This window comes from Halobacteriovorax sp. DA5, from assembly GCF_002903145.1.
Lineage (GTDB): Bacteria > Bdellovibrionota > Bacteriovoracia > Bacteriovoracales > Bacteriovoracaceae > Halobacteriovorax_A.
The window spans coordinates 115,023-132,062 of the sequence record NZ_PPDJ01000007.1; the positions used below are offsets into that span (position 1 = coordinate 115,023).

General features: G+C 35.9%; 20 protein-coding genes. 6 read left to right on the forward strand and 14 right to left on the reverse strand.

What is annotated here, in order from left to right:
• Window positions 1-25 precede the first annotated feature (25 nt).
• Window positions 26-1,084, reverse strand: coding sequence for a type III polyketide synthase (locus C0Z22_RS09780; RefSeq protein ID WP_103218186.1), 1,059 nt, complete (start codon window positions 1,082-1,084; stop codon window positions 26-28).
• Window positions 1,085-1,214: 130 nt separating this feature from the next.
• On the opposite strand from C0Z22_RS09780, the gene C0Z22_RS09785 reads away from it, so the two are divergent.
• Window positions 1,215-1,730: a LuxR C-terminal-related transcriptional regulator gene (locus C0Z22_RS09785; protein ID WP_103218187.1), complete on the forward strand. Its 516-nt coding sequence runs from the start codon at window positions 1,215-1,217 to the stop codon at window positions 1,728-1,730.
• A 33-nt stretch (window positions 1,731-1,763) separates the two neighbouring features.
• Window positions 1,764-2,402, forward strand: coding sequence for a hypothetical protein (locus tag C0Z22_RS09790; RefSeq protein WP_103218188.1), 639 nt, complete (start codon window positions 1,764-1,766; stop codon window positions 2,400-2,402).
• Between the two features lie 15 nt (window positions 2,403-2,417).
• Here C0Z22_RS09790 and C0Z22_RS09795 read toward each other — a convergent pair whose 3' ends face one another.
• The 4 genes from C0Z22_RS09795 to C0Z22_RS09810 all read right to left on the reverse strand — a co-directional run bounded on the left by C0Z22_RS09795 (window position 2,418) and on the right by C0Z22_RS09810 (window position 6,157).
• Window positions 2,418-2,912 carry an Hsp20/alpha crystallin family protein gene (locus tag C0Z22_RS09795; protein WP_103218189.1) on the reverse strand — a complete coding sequence of 165 codons (495 nt, stop codon included), beginning with the start codon at window positions 2,910-2,912 and terminating at the stop codon, window positions 2,418-2,420.
• 78 nt (window positions 2,913-2,990) lie between these two features.
• Window positions 2,991-4,340 (reverse strand): NAD(P)H-binding protein, encoded by a 1,350-nt coding sequence (locus tag C0Z22_RS09800; protein WP_103218190.1) that lies wholly within the window; start codon window positions 4,338-4,340, stop codon window positions 2,991-2,993.
• A 15-nt stretch (window positions 4,341-4,355) separates the two neighbouring features.
• Window positions 4,356-4,823, reverse strand: a complete 468-nt coding sequence (locus C0Z22_RS09805; RefSeq protein ID WP_103218191.1) for a DUF4442 domain-containing protein — start codon at window positions 4,821-4,823, stop codon at window positions 4,356-4,358.
• 38 nt (window positions 4,824-4,861) lie between these two features.
• Window positions 4,862-6,157 carry a sensor histidine kinase KdpD gene (locus tag C0Z22_RS09810; protein WP_103218192.1) on the reverse strand — a complete coding sequence of 432 codons (1,296 nt, stop codon included), beginning with the start codon at window positions 6,155-6,157 and terminating at the stop codon, window positions 4,862-4,864.
• A 225-nt stretch (window positions 6,158-6,382) separates the two neighbouring features.
• Here C0Z22_RS09810 and C0Z22_RS09815 point away from each other — a divergent pair, with 225 nt between their 5' ends.
• Window positions 6,383-7,396, forward strand: a complete 1,014-nt coding sequence (locus C0Z22_RS09815; RefSeq protein ID WP_103218193.1) for a hypothetical protein — start codon at window positions 6,383-6,385, stop codon at window positions 7,394-7,396.
• Between the two features lie 71 nt (window positions 7,397-7,467).
• Here the strand turns inward: C0Z22_RS09815 and C0Z22_RS09820 are convergent, their stop codons facing one another.
• Window positions 7,468-8,514: a hypothetical protein gene (locus C0Z22_RS09820; protein WP_103218194.1), complete on the reverse strand. Its 1,047-nt coding sequence runs from the start codon at window positions 8,512-8,514 to the stop codon at window positions 7,468-7,470.
• Between the two features lie 138 nt (window positions 8,515-8,652).
• Window positions 8,653-9,078, reverse strand: a complete 426-nt coding sequence (locus C0Z22_RS09825; RefSeq protein WP_103218195.1) for an OsmC family protein — start codon at window positions 9,076-9,078, stop codon at window positions 8,653-8,655.
• Between the two features lie 220 nt (window positions 9,079-9,298).
• Between C0Z22_RS09825 and hemN the strand changes: the two genes are divergently transcribed.
• The gene (hemN, locus tag C0Z22_RS09830) at window positions 9,299-10,633 is read left to right on the forward strand and encodes an oxygen-independent coproporphyrinogen III oxidase (protein WP_103218196.1); all 1,335 of its coding nucleotides are present in this window, start codon (window positions 9,299-9,301) and stop codon (window positions 10,631-10,633) included.
• Here the strand turns inward: hemN and C0Z22_RS09835 are convergent.
• A complete protein-coding gene (locus tag C0Z22_RS09835) occupies window positions 10,628-10,861 on the reverse strand; it encodes a ZIP family metal transporter (RefSeq protein ID WP_103218197.1) in 234 nt (77 codons plus the stop codon). The two genes, hemN and C0Z22_RS09835, sit on opposite strands and share 6 nt — an antisense overlap.
• Window positions 10,800-11,183, reverse strand: coding sequence for a ZIP family metal transporter (locus tag C0Z22_RS15910; protein ID WP_146037860.1), 384 nt, complete (start codon window positions 11,181-11,183; stop codon window positions 10,800-10,802). Before C0Z22_RS15910 ends, C0Z22_RS09835 begins: the two co-directional genes overlap by 62 nt.
• Window positions 11,184-11,373: 190 nt before the next feature.
• Here C0Z22_RS15910 and C0Z22_RS09840 point away from each other — a divergent pair, with 190 nt between their 5' ends.
• Complete coding sequence (locus C0Z22_RS09840) at window positions 11,374-11,559, forward strand: hypothetical protein (RefSeq protein WP_021268045.1); 186 nt, start codon at window positions 11,374-11,376, stop codon at window positions 11,557-11,559.
• 11 nt (window positions 11,560-11,570) lie between these two features.
• On the opposite strand, the gene C0Z22_RS09845 is transcribed toward C0Z22_RS09840, so the two are convergent.
• A complete protein-coding gene (locus tag C0Z22_RS09845; protein WP_103218198.1) occupies window positions 11,571-12,533 on the reverse strand; it encodes an alpha/beta hydrolase fold domain-containing protein in 963 nt (320 codons plus the stop codon).
• A gap of 236 nt (window positions 12,534-12,769) precedes the next feature.
• On the opposite strand from C0Z22_RS09845, the gene C0Z22_RS09850 reads away from it, so the two are divergent.
• Window positions 12,770-13,297, forward strand: coding sequence for a hypothetical protein (locus tag C0Z22_RS09850; protein WP_103218199.1), 528 nt, complete (start codon window positions 12,770-12,772; stop codon window positions 13,295-13,297).
• Between the two features lie 100 nt (window positions 13,298-13,397).
• On the opposite strand, the gene ahpF is transcribed toward C0Z22_RS09850, so the two are convergent.
• The 4 genes from ahpF to C0Z22_RS09870 all read right to left on the reverse strand — a co-directional run bounded on the left by ahpF (window position 13,398) and on the right by C0Z22_RS09870 (window position 17,012).
• Window positions 13,398-14,948 carry an alkyl hydroperoxide reductase subunit F gene (ahpF, locus tag C0Z22_RS09855; protein WP_103218200.1) on the reverse strand — a complete coding sequence of 517 codons (1,551 nt, stop codon included), beginning with the start codon at window positions 14,946-14,948 and terminating at the stop codon, window positions 13,398-13,400.
• Between the two features lie 73 nt (window positions 14,949-15,021).
• On the reverse strand, window positions 15,022-15,588 hold the full coding sequence (gene ahpC, locus C0Z22_RS09860; protein WP_103218201.1) for an alkyl hydroperoxide reductase subunit C: 567 nt from the start codon (window positions 15,586-15,588) through the stop codon (window positions 15,022-15,024).
• A gap of 170 nt (window positions 15,589-15,758) precedes the next feature.
• The gene (locus tag C0Z22_RS09865; protein WP_103218202.1) at window positions 15,759-16,385 is read right to left on the reverse strand and encodes a carbonic anhydrase; all 627 of its coding nucleotides are present in this window, start codon (window positions 16,383-16,385) and stop codon (window positions 15,759-15,761) included.
• 57 nt (window positions 16,386-16,442) lie between these two features.
• Window positions 16,443-17,012: a manganese efflux pump gene (locus C0Z22_RS09870; protein ID WP_199177548.1), complete on the reverse strand. Its 570-nt coding sequence runs from the start codon at window positions 17,010-17,012 to the stop codon at window positions 16,443-16,445.
• Between the last annotated feature and the right edge of the window lie 28 nt (window positions 17,013-17,040).

Consider the following 17,040-nt stretch of genomic DNA (forward strand, 5'->3'; position numbering starts at 1 on the left):
AATAGAGATCTGAAGATCGCTTTTATTATGACCTCCACTCTAAAAGAATACTTTGGGCCATAAAGCCAGGGCCGAATGCTAGCATATAACCACGCTGCCCACTTTCAATAACTCTTTCTCTTGTAACCTTGTCAAAGATATGAAGAATTGTCGCAGATGACATATTCCCACAATTCTCAAGAACCCACTTAGACTCTGAAATATCTTTGTCATAATCACCAATATAGTCTTCAACCATTTGAATGATCTTCTTACCTCCTGGGTGAAACATATAATTATCTATATCTTCAATCTTTAGGCCATTGCGCTCTAAAAACGGTAAGAAAATATTTTCAAAATTTCCTTCAATTGCACTTGGTACATCTTTATCTAAAACAATTTTAAGTCCTGAGTTAATTAGCTCAAATCCCATCAGGTATTCACCATGAGAAAAGTTATACATATCTGTATCGATAATATGAGCACCTTTACCTTCGCCACCTTTTAAAACAGCACAAGCAAAACCGTCAGAGAAAATTGCTGTTGAAACAAGATTGGCAGCATCAAGATCATTAAGTTGGAAAGTGATACTTGGTATTTCCATTGTTAAAACAAGTGCTGTTTTATCAGGATTGGCCTTTAAGAATTCATCTGCATAAATTAATGCCGACGTTCCTCCTGCGCATCCCATCTCTGTTACTGGCAAACGAACGACATCTTTTCGTAAACCAAATTCATTGACGAGATAAGCATCAACTGAAGGAATCATAAAACCTGTACAACTAGTTGTGATGATATAGTCAACTTCACTTGGGTCGATATTAGACTTTTCAAACGTTTGCTTTAGTAACCTCTTACCGTACTCAACCATTTTGCCCTTGTAGATATTATTCTTCTCTTCAAAACTTAAGTCTGAAAATACAGTCTCAAGATCGACAACCGCACTACGCTGATCTATTTTGGAGCCCTTAAATATTTTCAGGGCCTTACGTTTTGTCATTTCATCAACATTCTTCAGCCACAGGCGTTGGGCAGCTTCAATGATCTCTTCTGTTTTGTAAGTGTAATCTGGTTTATAAGTTTCCATGTGAACAATACGAGTCATTTGTTCCTCCTTTCGTAGAGAAAGAATCGTTCAAAACCTTAAATTTTGTAACTGGACGAAAGTCCTAATTCCAAATAAAATGTGTATTATCAGATAGATACAATATTTATACGACTAAGGTCCTAGAACTATGCTTAATAAACGTGAACGCCTAATTACTGGATTACTCTTCCTCTTTATCTCTCTTTTTCTTATTTATGATATTTATGAGGACATCAGTGATGGCTCGACATATGAGCACGTTATCGAAGAAGGCATCATAATGTTCATAGGTCTCATCGGAACTGGTGTTCTATGGTTCAAGTGGCTATTTACAAAAAAAGAAAACTTAAGAATTAATTCAGACGTTACAAAGTTAAAATCTGACCTAGAAAGTTATAAACGAAAAACTCAAGATCTTTCACGCGGTCTCTCTGAAAAAATTAATGATCAATTAAATGAATGGGCATTAACAAAATCAGAGAAAGACATCTCACTTTTATTGTTAAAAGGCCTAACAATAAAAGAGATTGCTGATATTAGATCCACATCAGAGAAAACAATTAAGCAACACTGCACTAATATCTATAGTAAATCAAACCTCAGTGGACGTAGTGAATTATCGGCATTCTTTTTAGAGGATATTTTAGTCATTGATAGGTTATAATCTCTATAGAAAAATAATCAAGAACAAGTGATCATGAATCTTACAGAGTTTAATGAAGAATTAGCAAAAACGAATAAATTAGTAATTATTGGACCAATGGCCCTAACATTGCCCTATATTATTAATTCTCCAATCATTTACGTTGATGGTGGCCTAAATCATAGGCCAAGTGACGATCATCCTTACCTTTCAGTTGGTGATAATGATTCAAATACAACTAGCGATAATCTTGATATAACGTTGGATGAAAACAAAGACTTTTCAGATCTAACTTACGCATTAACTCTTATCCCTGATAATATTACCGAAATAAAGCTCTTTGGATTTTTAGGAGGAAGACTAGATCATCAAATGGTGACTTTAGGCTCGATCCACCACTTTCTAAAAGAAAGAAAACACCAAACAAGGTGCCATTTTGAAAAGAAAATTATCGCAAACTCAAGCGGTAACTTCTCTTTTACACATGAAGGTATTTTTTCAATTCTTAGTCTTGAAGAACAAGAAATAACAATAAGTGGTGCTTGTGATTATCCCCTCAATGGCGATAAAGGAGTAAAAACTCTTAGTTGCCTTACTCTTTCGAATAAAGCCTACGGTGAAATACATATAACATCTAAACACCCTATTTTTGTCTACTTACTAGATAAAGAAGTGCCAGACAACAATGCCTAGCACTTTCATTTTTTTTTAATGAGATGATTTCTCTTTTTCATCAGCAAATAGCTTAACAAAATTTTCTGTCGCATCGGAAACTTCAATTTTATGCGCCTTTTTCTCAGCACTTTTTGGTAGAGCGAGATAAAGAATTCCGTCTTGAAGTTGCGCCTGAACTTCACTTCGATTAATGAAATGAGGTACAGTTAAACTGCGCGAAATACGACGAGTCTCTCCACCACCATCTTCGAATAGTGTCTTACGTTCGGCTTCAATAGTAACTAGGCCATCATCGACTTGAATATTCAGGTCTTCTTTTTTTACACCAGGCATATCAATGCTGAGTAAGTAAGCACTTTCAGTTTCCTTCATCTCTCCAAAGGCATTAGAATTTCCATTTCCTCGACCTTGCCAAATATCTTCAAGGCCAGAGATGATATCTCTAAACTCATTGTCAAAATTAGCACTACCGAAGAAATCAGAATTAAATACTGAGTTTTTTCGTGGGACAATCGAACGTCTAATCATGGTAATCTCCTTTAAGTTTCGTGTGTATCTTCTCTTATAGATGAGCCAATTTTATCACTGTAAAGGAGTCGGATAAACTTAAGATATTTTTAAATGCTTCAAATGAGAACTAAAGGACTTCATAACAATAAGATGAATAGGAGCTTGTGTGTAACAATAAATATACCAAGGAAGAGACGGTCGGAAATCATTGATTGAGACAAGCGTAAACTTACCATTGGCCACACTTCTAAATTCAAGCCATCCTGTATTAGTAGATGCACTTAACAATCCCCCAATAATATGAAACTTGGCCCTTCTTAAATTAGATTTATTCTCAATGTATTTAAGTGTTAACAATGGGGCCCTAATGCAAATAATATTAAAAGTAATATTTCCCCTATCTTCGTGAACATAGATAATGAATCTAATAAAACGCGGAAGCCACTTTATATAGGTACTTGCTAACTCTTTCATTTCAAGGTGACTAGGATTATCAAGACGTTGAATTGAACGAACAGTCCTCTCTTCTTTACGTCGTGCTACACGAGGTTTTCTCTTTGTCTTTTCAATTCTTACTAGATCAAGCATTTGATCATATGTTCGAATCTTTATTAAATTATCGATGTCACTGTCAATTTCAACTTTAGGTAGATGACATTTTAAACTATCAACCAATGGAGAAACTAATTCAATTTCTGATTCACCAAAAACACTAACCCACCACTTAGATAATTTTAAGTAATTAATCGGTACAGGAATCATTGGACAGAATTTTCTGAAACGCTTTGAAGTTTTTCGAATTAATTGTTCATAGGTTACATCTTCACCATTAACAATATTTATAATACGATTATAAAATCTGTCATCGCCAATAAGCTGAGTGATAACTCTTAATAAGTCATCGATAAATACCACTTGGGTGCGACTCTTAGTCCACTTTGGTAAAATCATAGCAGGTAAATTAATCACAAGATTTTTTAGAATTTCAAATGATGAGCCACCATCGCCAACGATCATACCTGCTCGTAAGAGCGTATAGGGAATTCCTGTCGACTTGAAAACTTCTTCAACTTCAAGACGACTTTTAAGATGTTCACTACTCTCACCCGTAGGTACTAAACCACCGAGATAGATAATATGTTTCACATTATTATGTAGGCATGCCTTTGCAAAATTATCTGCCAAGAGCAGATCTGTATCTCGAAAGCTTCCTTGAAATAACCTTGAAGAAGGCAGCATTGAATGAACGAGATAAATGGCGATATCGATATCTTTTAAAGCTTCTTTTGTACTATGATAAGAGAATAGATCCGTCTTAGAGAATTCAACTTTATCATCAGAATAAACTTCACTACGGCCTAAGGCCCTTACGAGATGCTTATTTTTAATCTTTTGAATGAGATTCCTACCAATAAATCCATTGGCCCCGGCAATTGCTATTTTCATAATGAACAACTATTTTCAATCATTTCTCTTTCGTCGTACGTAGAGTGTTTTCTTTACTCTGGCCACTTTCTTATTATCTTTGTCGTAAATAAAAGTTTCAAAAACAGGAAGAACCTTTCTGGCTTCGCTTGCCTCTTGCTTAATCCTGTTCACTTCTTCCATCTTTATCTCGAACTCGGCCTTGACGATATCTTTGCCTGGACTTAAGAATTCGATTTCAGCAGCTTTATCCCAAATAATATGATCTTTACCAAGGTGAAAACTTAGTAAGAGCATATAGAATGGATCACACATAGAGTATAAGCTTCCGCCGAAGTGAACTCCAACATAATTAGTATTAAGAAATGTTTGTTTCATTTGAACACTGATCTTCGTGCGTTCATCGTTGATTGATAGAACTTTAATTCCTGCACCAAGGTAAGGAGGCCAGTAATTTAATAATTTAATGGCCTTTTCTGGAGGTATTTTTTGCCAAAAACTCATGCCACACCTTAAAATTCAACTAAATAATAAAGTACTTATTATATCATTGGAAATTTTAAAGTCACGCGTGAGCCACTATTTGGCATATTTTCGATAAAGAGAGCTGCGCCATGCTTTTTAAGAAAAGAATGAACAAGTTTTAAACCTACGCCTGTACCTTTCTCACCTTTTGTTCCAGTCTTTACATGAAATGTTTGGCCACTTTGAATTCCATCAATAACAATATCAGGAACCCCTTCTCCTTCGTCACAAATCTCGATAGCATAACCATCTTTAACTGCACCCTTAACAACAATCCTCTTTCCCTCAGGAGAGAACTTAATTGCATTTGAGATAATATTGCGCACACAAGTTTCAATCATATTACTATCGTGATCAAAGATATAATCCTCTAAATCAACCTCGATTACAAGATCCTTGGTCTGGGCCAATTCATAAGCAAATTCGACAGCACTTGTAATTGTATCTTTTATATTTAACTCTTTCGGACTATATCCCAGACTCTCATTACTTGTGAGTGCCCATGCCAGTAAATCTTTAAGTAGCGCATCTGTCTTTTTGGCCGACTTAATAATACGATCTTGATAGAGCTTAATTCTCTCAACAGATAACTCTTCATTTCTTTTAGAAACAAGAGATGCTGAAGAAAGAATTACTTGTAATGGACTTTTTAAATCATGAGCAATTGTTGAGATTACATCATCTTTTGTTTTATTAAGTTCTTCAAGACGACGATTCGAAATATAAAATAATCTCCAAGCTCTATTAAACATAGAGCGAAATGCGAAGAGAACGATATTAAGAGAAAGAAGAATAAAGATTTTGTAGAAATGTTTATTTAATTCAACTGATTCATTTAAAATAGGTACGATGACAAATAAAGCAAAGAGAATTACACAATTAATAATAATACCATTTAATCTTCCCGGTAGCATAACATAGAAAGAGGTTGTCATAATCATAATACCAGCAAGAAGTGTGGTACTTGTCCCCATAATCATAAAAGTCATTAAAGCGACAATCACTACAGAAGCTAATTTTATAAAGAATAAGTGTACTTCAATTTTGTCATTATAATCACTCTTTCTAAAAGCGATGAAGAACCCTAATCCGTATACAACAAGTAAGGCCCTAAAGAATGTGAGAATATTTGCTGATCCAAAAGTATAGATACGTTGATAGTCCGCAAGAATTCCTGCAAATAACAGCAGAATACAGCAAACTAAATACGACAATAACGTGTATGTTCTATCCTTGGGCCAAGACGTTTGAAGATAATTTCTCTCTTCAACACGAGACTTAAATTCCCCAAAGGAATTGATTAGGGTTTCCAATAGTTAATCCTTTAAATTTCAATACGTAAACAATTAGTCTTTACTACATTTATACAAGAGATTCGAGAAAAAAGATTGTGCTGTAAAAATTTACAGGCTTGTTATTCTCATAAAAACAGATACTTAGACTACATTAAACAAATGATTATTTTGTTCGACATTTAGTCGGCCAGGGAAATCTTTCAATTGGGATAAGAAGCTGAATTTAGCGTGTTATTCATAAATATGAAGAAAATTACACCTATAATCATTGCACCTCTATTAACCCTTAATGTCTTTGCAATTGATATTAAGTCAAAGCTACTAGACTTTCACCAAATACAAGAAGAGTTGAAATGCGAAAGTGACTTCACTTATATATCTTCTGCATTTAAGGTGAAAAAATCGGACTCCATCAACTGTTCAGATGTAGAGTGGGCCAATAATGCTATAGCTAAAGTCGCAAAACTTAGAGAAGACTCTCCTGTCGTAAACTTAGAACTTCTCTCCCGCGATAATGGAGCCTCATTTGATATAGGAGAAACAATTCGTATCCCACTTCATCTAACCTTTACTAACCAATGGGGACAAATCTTTAATTCTTATAGCATTGGTACTGATGCAATTTTATATCACGAGTATTCTCACGCAATCTTTGGCGAAAGAATTGGAAAAAAGTTTTATCCTAAACTAAAGGCACTAGCAGAAAGACTATCTCGCTTCAAAGTGAATCGCCATAAGGCATATGCTGAGGGAAATCCTCGAAATGTTGTCCAATACTATACAAAGCAAATTGAAGTCATTGAAGAGAGAATTAAAAATCATAGTGAACTTGAAAAATACCACCTTTCTTCTTCTTATAACGAGTTATTTGCTGATTTAGTGGCCGTGCTTGTAACAAATAATCGCAATGCAATTTTCAATGCTCTTTATTATGATGAAATGACAGACGATGCCTACCAACTAACAAAACTGAGATCTTTTGAAGACCAAAATACAAAGTATGATAACCGTGGACTATACGAAGAACACGGTGAATTAGCACTAGTTCGCCAGTATATTGGTGAAAAAATACTTCCAAATATTTTCAAGAAAGAAAATGAAGAACAACTAAAGAAAGATTTGCTAGAAATCGTTCTAGAATCTATTGAGTCACAAATGGATGAGCGAATTCGTAAGTCCGCCTACAAAATTTCACCGATGCAAAGTAATACCGCCTTAATTGAAGAAATTAAAGAGCGATACCAAACAACAAAATAGCTACCCATTTCATTTATTAAATTCAAAAGTACAGCTTTATCATAAAGCTGTACTTATCTTAATTATTTGTATTAGTTTTCAAGAATTGATGTGAGATAGATTAAATCATAATAAGTAGCTAAGAATAAGTCAGGATCACGATCTGCAAGACCTTTATAATATTCAAATGTGTCTTCTTTTCCATCCTCAAAGTACTTTACGAGAGCACGAAAGCTACGTGAATTAATTGAATGATGTCCTACAATCGTTGCCGATAACTTCAGAGTCTCATTAAGATCATATTTCAAAACATTTTTATTATAATTTTCAATCTCTCTTTGCGCAGCTATTAACACAGGTGAAAGCAGATAAACTCCACCTCCCTGTTTTACTATTTCACCAGCAAAAGGACTCACCTTATCACTTGCCAAGTAAGGCCCCATATACTGACTATATGTTTTTCTCAAAAGCGCTCTATTCATTCCAATTCGCTTTAATCCTTTCTTTTGGGCCAAAAGAAATAATGCATTAACCTCAGCAAAGGACTCAGACTCATGGACACCATGTCCACTTGGAGGCGATTGATAATTTATTGGAAGATAAATATCATCTAAGCAATGTGAAAGCTCATGATAGAGAGAAAAATAATATAGTTCTTCAAGGGAGAATAGTCGCTCAATTTTTGAGAAGTCAAAGTCTTTATAAACATCAACTCTGTCATCATGCCCAAGAGATCTTCTCACTTCACTTGGCAAATCATTAATTATTCCATTTGGAAGAACTGCACAAAATTTAAATTCCCTACTCCATCCTCCTTTCATAAAAGGTAGAGCTGAAGCAGAGCCATTTAATACGCCAAAATATGGGATGAGATTGATGGCCTCATTTCTTTCCAGTTCAATACCAAACTTTTGAATCATATATTCGCTAAGAAGCTTAATTTGTTGCTCCTCAGAATGACCCTTAAGAATTGGTACGACTTCACTCTTATCAAAAATAACGATTGGATAGTTTTTAACATTTCCATATTCCGCATTTAAAACTTTAATTTCATTTGAAAGAGTTAATTCGAGATTGGAGGCAAACACTCCGCTTGCCAGCAAGGTGACTGCTAGGAACTTATTAAATAATTTATTCATATTTTGGCCTTGTTATTTTTTTTGCATTTAACCATATTTCAATAACCTACTTAGGCTAAATGGCTTTATTTACATGGCCGTTCAAGATTTAGACATCCTATAAGTGGGGAATATTCCCCACTTATCGATACTGCGAGGTTAAGCTACTTTGATTTTTGGATTTAAAGTAAATTTACAATTCATTGAATTAGTTACCAAGCATTTGTGCTGAGTTTCTTCCAATAACTTTAAGTAATCATCTACATTTTCCTTACCGCGAACAACAAGGTGTGGTTGAATTTCAACTGTTGTGAATGTAAGCTTCCCATCTTTTCTTTCGAGCTTGGCATCTGCTTTTACATCGAGGGTATCCCAATCCATTTTTCGCGCCTGGGCCAGGGCCTTAAAGCTTAAGAGGTAGCAACTTGAAATACTTGCTGAAAATAAATCTTCAGGAGACCACTCTCCTTCTGGTCCTTTAAATTCAGGAGGAGCTGTCGCTTCCAAATTCTGTTTACCTTTAGAAGAAATCTTCATTCTTCCATCATTTCTCTCACCGTGGGTGTTGGTACTGTAAATACTCATATATACTCCAATGTTCTCGTTATCTTGCTATCTTAAAGTCTTTTGGGAAGCAGTGGCCTTAAAGAATTCCTTATTTTTGTTTAACAACTAAACAAGGCCATAATCTTTGAAGCTTGAAAGAATTGAAAACAGATTCAACTTGCACTACAAGCAAAAACCTAAGCTACATCATCTTTTTTTTGCTCATATTCTTCTAATATTGCCCTTAGGAGTAAAAAATATGATTAAAGACAGTCTTGTTCAAAAATATAATGTACCAGTTCCACGCTATACAAGCTTTCCAGCCGTGCCCTATTGGACGGGAGCACCATCTCAGGAGATGTGGTTTGAACACCTCAAAGAAGGTTACGATAAGTCTCAAGGAGTAGAACTCTATATCCATGTCCCATTTTGTGAAAAACTTTGTTACTACTGCGGTTGCCATCGAGTTATTTCTAAGAATAAAAATCGCGGTATTGAATATGTTGATTTTCTCTTAAGAGAATGGGAACTCTATCTCGAACAAATGGGTGATATTAATATCTCTTCAATTCATCTTGGTGGCGGAACACCTAATTTCTTAAATGAAGAAGCATTTTCTACTTTATTAGATAAATTAAAGGAGTCGATTGATGCTAAAGAGTTTAAAGGCTCAATTGAGATAGACCCACGTACTTGTTCAAAATCGCAACTAGACCTTTATAAGAAGCTTGGATTTAGTCGATTATCAATGGGAATACAAGATTTTGATCCAGTTGTTCAAGAGGCAATTGGGCGTATCCAACCTTTTGAAAAAGTAAAAGAGCTTGTGGACTATTGTCGTGAAATTGGAATTGATGACATAAACTTTGATTTAATCTACGGCCTTCCTTATCAGACACTCGATACAGTTGAAGCAACAATCGAGAAGGTCATTTCACTTAAGCCGTTACAAATTGCATTCTATAGCTATGCCCACCTTCCATCTAAGATTAAAAATCAAAAGTTAATCCCAGAGGAGGCTCTTCCAGAAGGAGCACTTAAGCGAGCTCTTTATGAACATGGCAAAGGTCTACTTGAAAATCATTCTTACAAAGAGATTGGGCTAGATCACTTTGCAAAATCAAATTCACAGCTTTATCAAGCAAAGCAGAAAGGAAAACTAAGAAGAAACTTTATGGGTCATACTCATAAAAGTTCACCAATAATTATTGGCCTTGGTTGCTCTTCAATATCTTCTTCAGCAAAAAGCTTTGTACAAAATGAGAAGAACGTAAAAACTTATTTCGAATCAATAAGTAAGAGAAGGCTTGCCATTTCCACAGGACATATCCACACGCAAGAAGATATCGTTGTAGAAGAGATCTTACAAAATTTCTTTGCGACAAATAGCGTTTCAAAGAAAGACTGGCAAAGCCTCAAGAATGCTTCACACATTAATAGTAAAATTTGCGAACTAGAAGAAGATGGCCTGATTACAAATAGTGATAAAATAATTGTCACTGATGATGGCAGACCATTTATGAGAAATATTGCGAGTATCTTTGATCATCATTTGATGAGATCAAAACAAAATAGTGGTTCACGTGCACTATAGATAGAAATCTATCGTAAGCATTGTCATCACACCAATAATTACGCCAAGAGTTGCATTTCTCTCATGCCCTTGCCTAAAAAGCTCGGGTAGCATCTCTTGGCAAATTACAAACAACATTGTCCCTGCAGCAAAACCTAGTGCAATCGGAAGACTTTGAGTTGATATACTAGTTGCTAAAAAACCAACACCTGCAGCAACTGGTTCTACAAGGCCAGAAAGTAAGGCCACCAAGCTCCATATCGCTTTTCTTATTAATATGTTTATGGGGTATTAGATCATGAACAAAAATGATGAAGACATAGCCTAAGAATAGGCTTAATAGAAAAATAGGCATTGCCATTGAAGCAGAATAGAGTTTCTTTGCCTCTTCCAAACCAGGGGTTATCAGTGAAACAAATGATGCAACTAGCATGACTCCTGCACTAAAGCCCATTGCGATATCAAGTATTTCTTTTGAATAATGCTTCTTCAAATAGATAGGTAATGCACCTATTCCTGTTGCAAGGCCCGCAACTAATACTCCAGAGATGGCCATATAATTTGCACTCATAAACTCTCCTCTTCCCCTCTGTTTAAAGGAGAATATATTAATTTTACGGAAATTCTGCGCCAGACAATATTCGATTAAACTAAAGCTTTGATAGTTATTAACTATCAACTATAAGCTCTTGATAATTTGCATATTTTAACAATCTAATGGATAATTTAAGTCACACAACACACATCGACAGGGAGCACACATGAGTCAATTGACGCCACAACAAAAAGAAGAATTACTAGCGGAAATCACACTTCTAGAAGGACAACTTACTGGAAATATGATGGAAGATATGGATATTCGTGGCAGAATTCACAATATTAAAATGAAGCTTGATGGCGTAAAACCACCAGAAAGTTTTATCGATTGTATCGGTTGTGGTTCATAAAAAAACTTAACCTAACGATCAAACTCACTTTTTAATAAAGATATAATCTGATTAATAGCGAATCTGGACTCCCTAAGATGAGGCATTTCAATAAATCCGTGCATCATCTTAGGGTATTCGAAATAGCGGTATGGCCTATTTTCTTCTTTTAGACGATTCTTTAATTCCTTGGCATCTGGGTAAAGAATATCGTGAGTACCTGTAAAAATATTTATCTCAGGCAGATCATCTAACTCCCCTCGAAGTGGACTAATACGATAATCATCCTCTGCAAGATCTTCAGCGAAGATATGACCTAATTCTCTTATCCCCTTTCGATCCAATACCATTTCATGCTCATTAATATCCTCAATTTCAGGATTACTCATACTAATATCAAGCCAAGGAGAAAGTAATATGATCGAAGATGGAAGAGGATTACCTTCATTTCTCATTTGCTCACAAAGTGCAAGTGCAAGACAGCCTCCTGCCGCATCTCCCATGACAATAATATTTTCGGCCCCTACTCTTTGTGCTGTTTTCTCAAAAGACTCCCTAATCATCGACAGAGCGTCTAAAACACTGCCATGAGGAACGAGCGGGTAATCAGGCACGATGATTTCGATATCAATATTTCTCATCAATTGAGTTAACAAATGAAATTGGCCGACATTCATATTGTAGATAAATGCTCCACCGTGAATATAGAAAACTGTTTTTAGGCATTCTTTTTTTATTGGACGAAATTGAAAGAGATTTCTATTTTGAATTTGCATACAATGAATATCAAACTCGTGATAAAAAGCACGAGGTATGCTTGCTTCATTTGGTATTGGGTCTTCTTTTTTCTTTTCAATAATTTTAGAAAAAATTTTTCTTAACTGTAGAATTCGAAGACTACCTTTTGAAACAAAGGAACCAAAACTTTCATCCTCTTGGTAACGAAACTCTGTATCGATTGGATAGTGATCTTTTTTTAATGCCTTATTTCCCATAAGTTTAATATCGGTGAGATACCCATGGGGCCACAGATAAGAATGGCCAAATTCTCTTTAACCCAGAATTAAGACTCGCTGCAACACGACTCACAGAACCTCACAAAACACTAATATTTCAAAAATATTGTCCTAAAACTAAGTAAATTGTATCTAGTGTCACAACTTACAAAACACAATGTTTTGTCAATTTTAACCCGCTGTACTATGTAGAGTAGTAACTTAGGAGCTTATCTATGAAAACTTTATCGCTAATTGTTTTATCAATGTTAATTCCTGCTTTTGCTAGCGCAAATGCTCCAGAGCTAAAGAGCTACTTTAATGATCTAAGAAATGACTACAAATTATTCAAAGACTGTAACCTATATGACATTTACAGTAATCAAGATCTAAGCGCTGGTGATGAAGCACAAAAATGTTATGAATTCAAAATCACGAAAATAACATTTAAAGTTGCTGAGATCCTAGGCGGAGAACTTGAGCTAATTAATATCCATGATGATACAAGCTTTGATATGAAGTTCACTTTGGCAAAGGCACTTCGCTCAAAAGACTATATGGGTGGACGCTATACTTCACCAGATGGTGAGTACGGATCGTCAACAGGTTTTAAAAATGCATATAAAGTTGGCGACCTCTACCTTTTTCAATACGAGTCGACAGGTGGAGAATGGGATAATATGCACATAACAACGAAGTACTTTCTACTTAATAAAGCGGGTGAATTACTTGGAAGATATAGCGTAAGTGCTTCAATCGATTAATGAATCTAAAATTTAAAAAGCCCCTCACGCATGAGTAGAAGATGAGGGGCCCCCTAGATTTCTCTAGATTATTTATGTAACGCAGAGAGAGTTATTGCGTTTACACAAGCATTAAATCTTCAAAGGCAGAAAGACCTGCTTTGGCCCCTTCTCCCATTGCGATAATAATTTGTTTATAAGGTACGATTGTTACATCTCCGGCCGCATAAATACCTTTCTGACTTGTACGACACTTATCAGTTACAACAATTTCCCCAAACTTATTCTTTTCAACAAGATCCCCAAGGAAGCTACTATTTGGCACAAGTCCGATCTGAACAAAGACACCATCAAGGTCAACTTTTTTCATCTCACCTGTTGCACGATCTTCATACTCTAGACCAATTACTTTTTCCCCGTCCCCTACAACTCTTTCTGTACGAGCATTTTTAACAATCGTAACATTTGATAGAGATTCTAATTTCTTTATAAGAACAGAGTCAGCTTTAAGCTCAGGTGCAAATTCAAAAAGAGTAACAGACTTTACAATACCAGCAAGATCAATGGCAGCTTCAACCCCTGAGTTACCACCACCGATAACGCTAATGTCTTTGCCTTTGTAGTAAGGCCCATCACAGTGTGGGCAATAAGCAACACCGCGACCGATATATTCTTTTTCACCGTCAACACCAAGCTCACGCCATTTAGCACCTGTTGCAATAATAAGTGCTTTAGTTTGAACAGTTTCTCCACTATTTAGAAATAATGTTTTCACATCACCATTTTCAATATTATCAACGCGGCGATGCTCAAGTGTTTTAATATCATACTGTGACATATGTTCATTAAGGGCCGCAGATAAGTGCGGACCTTCTGTATATGGAATTGAAATAAAGTTTTCGATACCTTTAGTATCTTGCATCTGACCACCAATGCGATCAGTAATAACGGCCGTTTTAAGCCCTTTACGAGATGAGTAGATTGCAGATGAAACTCCAGCAGGGCCTCCTCCAATAACGATAACATCGTATAGGCCAAGATCTTTCGCTTCACTTGAAATAGATGCTTCTTCTTTACCAAAGCGTGCTTCTAGCTTTTCAAGTAAATCAACAAGTGATGACTTTCCAGAGTGTACGAGATCATCGCCATCAATAACACTTGGAACACCTTGTATCTTAAGTCTTGCAATCTCATCTTGCTCAAACTCTCCATCAACCATTTCGTGAGAGAAGTCCTCTTTAAAGATGGCCATTAGATTTAGCGCCTGAACGATATCAGGACAATTTTCACAAGATAGTGAAATATATGTTTTAAGGCTTATCTCACCTTTAAGTGCTTTAATTCGATTAATAATCATCTCATCAGGAAGCTTTCCTTTAAGATCACTATTTAAGATAGCAAGGATAAGTGAAGTAAACTCATGCCCACCTGGAATTCCTGAAAACTTAATTCCATTTGCCTTGCCGTTCACATGAATTTCAAAATGTGGATAGTCGTAATTTTGTCCACTAGACTTTGCCACAACCTTTGGAGAAGTAGTCGCAATACTCTCTAGCATCTCAACAAGCTCTTGTTGTTTAGCATGTGCTGACTCATTGTAGACAAGACCAATCTCACTCTCTAGCTGAGCATAGACTGACTTTAATTGTTCAATGATTCCACTATCTAACATAATTACTCCAATCAAATTTTAGGACAGGCCCAAGCAATAAAGCCTGGGCCCAAAATATCGTTGAGAAAAAATCTTAGATTTTTCCTACAAGGTCTAAACCTGGCTTAAGTGTTTCAGCACCTGGCTTCCACTTAGCTGGACATACTTCATCAGGGTGAGCTGCGATGAACTGAGCAGCTTGCACCTTTCTCATTAGTTCGTCAGCATTACGTCCAATTCCATTGTCGTGAATTTCAGCAAGTTTGATTTCACCTGCTGGGTTGATTAGGAAAGTCCCTCTGTAAGCAAGACCTTCTTCTTCGATATGAACACCAAATGCTCTTGTAAGCTTACCTGTTGGGTCAGCTAGCATTGGATACTTAATTTTCTTGATTGTATCTGAAGTGTCATGCCAAGCTTTGTGTGTGAAGTGAGTATCAGTTGATACAGAGTAAACCTCTACACCCATTTTTTGGAATTCTTCATACTTATCTGCCATATCACCAAGTTCAGTTGGGCATACAAATGTAAAGTCTGCTGGATAGAAGAAAAGGATTGACCATTTTCCTTCTAAATCATTAGCAGTAACAGTTTTGAACTCTTCATTGTGGTAAGCTTGTACACTGAAATCTTGTACTTTTGTGTTAATTAAAGTTTGCACTATTCATCTCCTTTAGAAGTTTTAATAAGTGATAATCTACTTATAAGATTCTTCCATCAGAGGTGATTTTTATCTAATATTAATTATCTAATGCTTGATAGATGACACCTATGAAGCCATGCGGCATCACAGGTGCATATGTAATTGTAATCGTTTAAAACTTAATTAGTTTAATCTAGATGATAGATTTCCATGATATTTTCTAGAGTTTTTTCAAAGTCGATATTTAAATCTTTAAGCTCTCCCGAGTGAACATCAAAGACCCAGCCATAAACTTTTAGGCCTCTTTCACGGTTCGCTTTTTGTACGGCAGCCGTTTTAATAGCATTGATACATTGCTCTTGAACATTAAGCTCAACTAGACGCTCATAGCGCTTGTCTTCATCTTCAATTGCATTAAGTTCATTTTTATGAGTACGATAAACATCGCGAATATTTCTAAGCCATGGATTTAGAATTCCAAGGTCTTGGCTTTCCATTGCGGCCTTAACACCACCACAACCGTAGTGCCCACAAACAATGATATGATCAACTTTTAAGTGATCAACAGCATAGTTTAGAACACTCATTACATTTAAGTCGATACTAATAACCATATTGGCGATATTTCTGTGAACAAAAATTTCACCAGGCCCTGCACCCATAACTTCTTCTGCTGTTACACGAGAGTCTGAGCATCCGATATAAAGAAAATTAGGGTTTTGTCCTGCACCTAATTTATCGAAGTATTTTTCGTCTTGTTTTAATTTAGACTGAACCCATTCTTTGTTATTTTCAAAAATCTTTTTGATATCCATATAACTCACCTATTTCTTTTTTTGCAAAATCATAAGAGAATAAATTGGATTTGCCAATTATAGCCCTTCTAGCAGGAATTTCACTGCAAGGCTTTGTAAAATTATCGCTGCAATGATGCTAAAAACTGGCCCTAACTTATCAGAAGCACGTTTAGCAATGCTCATTCCCACGATTGTCGAACAAAATGCCCAAACTCCAATTGAAGTAATATACGGAGTTAAAACTTTACCCGATGCGCCAATTGTCACACCTACCGCAAATGCGTCAAGGCTTGTGGCAAATGAAACAAGGATCACTTTTAATAAGCTATGAAATTGTTTTGGCTTCTCTTCTTCATCATCATGCTTGCCGCTTAGTTCTTCATAGCCTTCATAGGCCATGTGAATGGCCACAGCTGTTAAGAGACCAAATGAAATCCAGTGATCGATATAGTCAAATTGGGCAATAACTTTCGCGCCAGCGATTGCGCCTAAAAATGCAACAAGCGCTTCTGCACCACCTGAAGAAAAGGCAAACTTAAGAGTATCACTAAATTTGTGAGGCCTGGCGCCCATTGCTACTGCAGCAGAAAATGAGTCAGCACACAAAACTAGTCCAATTACAACAACTTCAAAATAATTAATCATAAGACATTTATAATACGTAGAGCTATTA

Excerpts from the sequence above, each read along its gene's own strand:
- C0Z22_RS09780 (WP_103218186.1), bottom strand. The coding sequence starts at position 1,084 with ATGACTCGTATTGTTCACATGGAAACTTATAAACCAGATTACACTTAC.
- C0Z22_RS09785 (WP_103218187.1), top strand. The coding sequence starts at position 1,215 with ATGCTTAATAAACGTGAACGCCTAATTACTGGATTACTCTTCCTCTTT.
- C0Z22_RS09790 (WP_103218188.1), top strand. The coding sequence starts at position 1,764 with ATGAATCTTACAGAGTTTAATGAAGAATTAGCAAAAACGAATAAATTA.
- C0Z22_RS09795 (WP_103218189.1), bottom strand. The coding sequence starts at position 2,912 with ATGATTAGACGTTCGATTGTCCCACGAAAAAACTCAGTATTTAATTCT.
- C0Z22_RS09800 (WP_103218190.1), bottom strand. The coding sequence starts at position 4,340 with ATGAAAATAGCAATTGCCGGGGCCAATGGATTTATTGGTAGGAATCTC.
- C0Z22_RS09805 (WP_103218191.1), bottom strand. The coding sequence starts at position 4,823 with ATGAGTTTTTGGCAAAAAATACCTCCAGAAAAGGCCATTAAATTATTA.
- C0Z22_RS09815 (WP_103218193.1), top strand. The coding sequence starts at position 6,383 with ATGAAGAAAATTACACCTATAATCATTGCACCTCTATTAACCCTTAAT.
- C0Z22_RS09820 (WP_103218194.1), bottom strand. The coding sequence starts at position 8,514 with ATGAATAAATTATTTAATAAGTTCCTAGCAGTCACCTTGCTGGCAAGC.
- C0Z22_RS09825 (WP_103218195.1), bottom strand. The coding sequence starts at position 9,078 with ATGAGTATTTACAGTACCAACACCCACGGTGAGAGAAATGATGGAAGA.
- hemN (WP_103218196.1), top strand. The coding sequence starts at position 9,299 with ATGATTAAAGACAGTCTTGTTCAAAAATATAATGTACCAGTTCCACGC.
- C0Z22_RS15910 (WP_146037860.1), bottom strand. The coding sequence starts at position 11,183 with ATGAGTGCAAATTATATGGCCATCTCTGGAGTATTAGTTGCGGGCCTT.
- C0Z22_RS09840 (WP_021268045.1), top strand. The coding sequence starts at position 11,374 with ATGAGTCAATTGACGCCACAACAAAAAGAAGAATTACTAGCGGAAATC.
- C0Z22_RS09845 (WP_103218198.1), bottom strand. The coding sequence starts at position 12,533 with ATGGGAAATAAGGCATTAAAAAAAGATCACTATCCAATCGATACAGAG.
- C0Z22_RS09850 (WP_103218199.1), top strand. The coding sequence starts at position 12,770 with ATGAAAACTTTATCGCTAATTGTTTTATCAATGTTAATTCCTGCTTTT.
- ahpF (WP_103218200.1), bottom strand. The coding sequence starts at position 14,948 with ATGTTAGATAGTGGAATCATTGAACAATTAAAGTCAGTCTATGCTCAG.
- C0Z22_RS09865 (WP_103218202.1), bottom strand. The coding sequence starts at position 16,385 with ATGGATATCAAAAAGATTTTTGAAAATAACAAAGAATGGGTTCAGTCT.
- C0Z22_RS09870 (WP_199177548.1), bottom strand. The coding sequence starts at position 17,012 with ATGATTAATTATTTTGAAGTTGTTGTAATTGGACTAGTTTTGTGTGCT.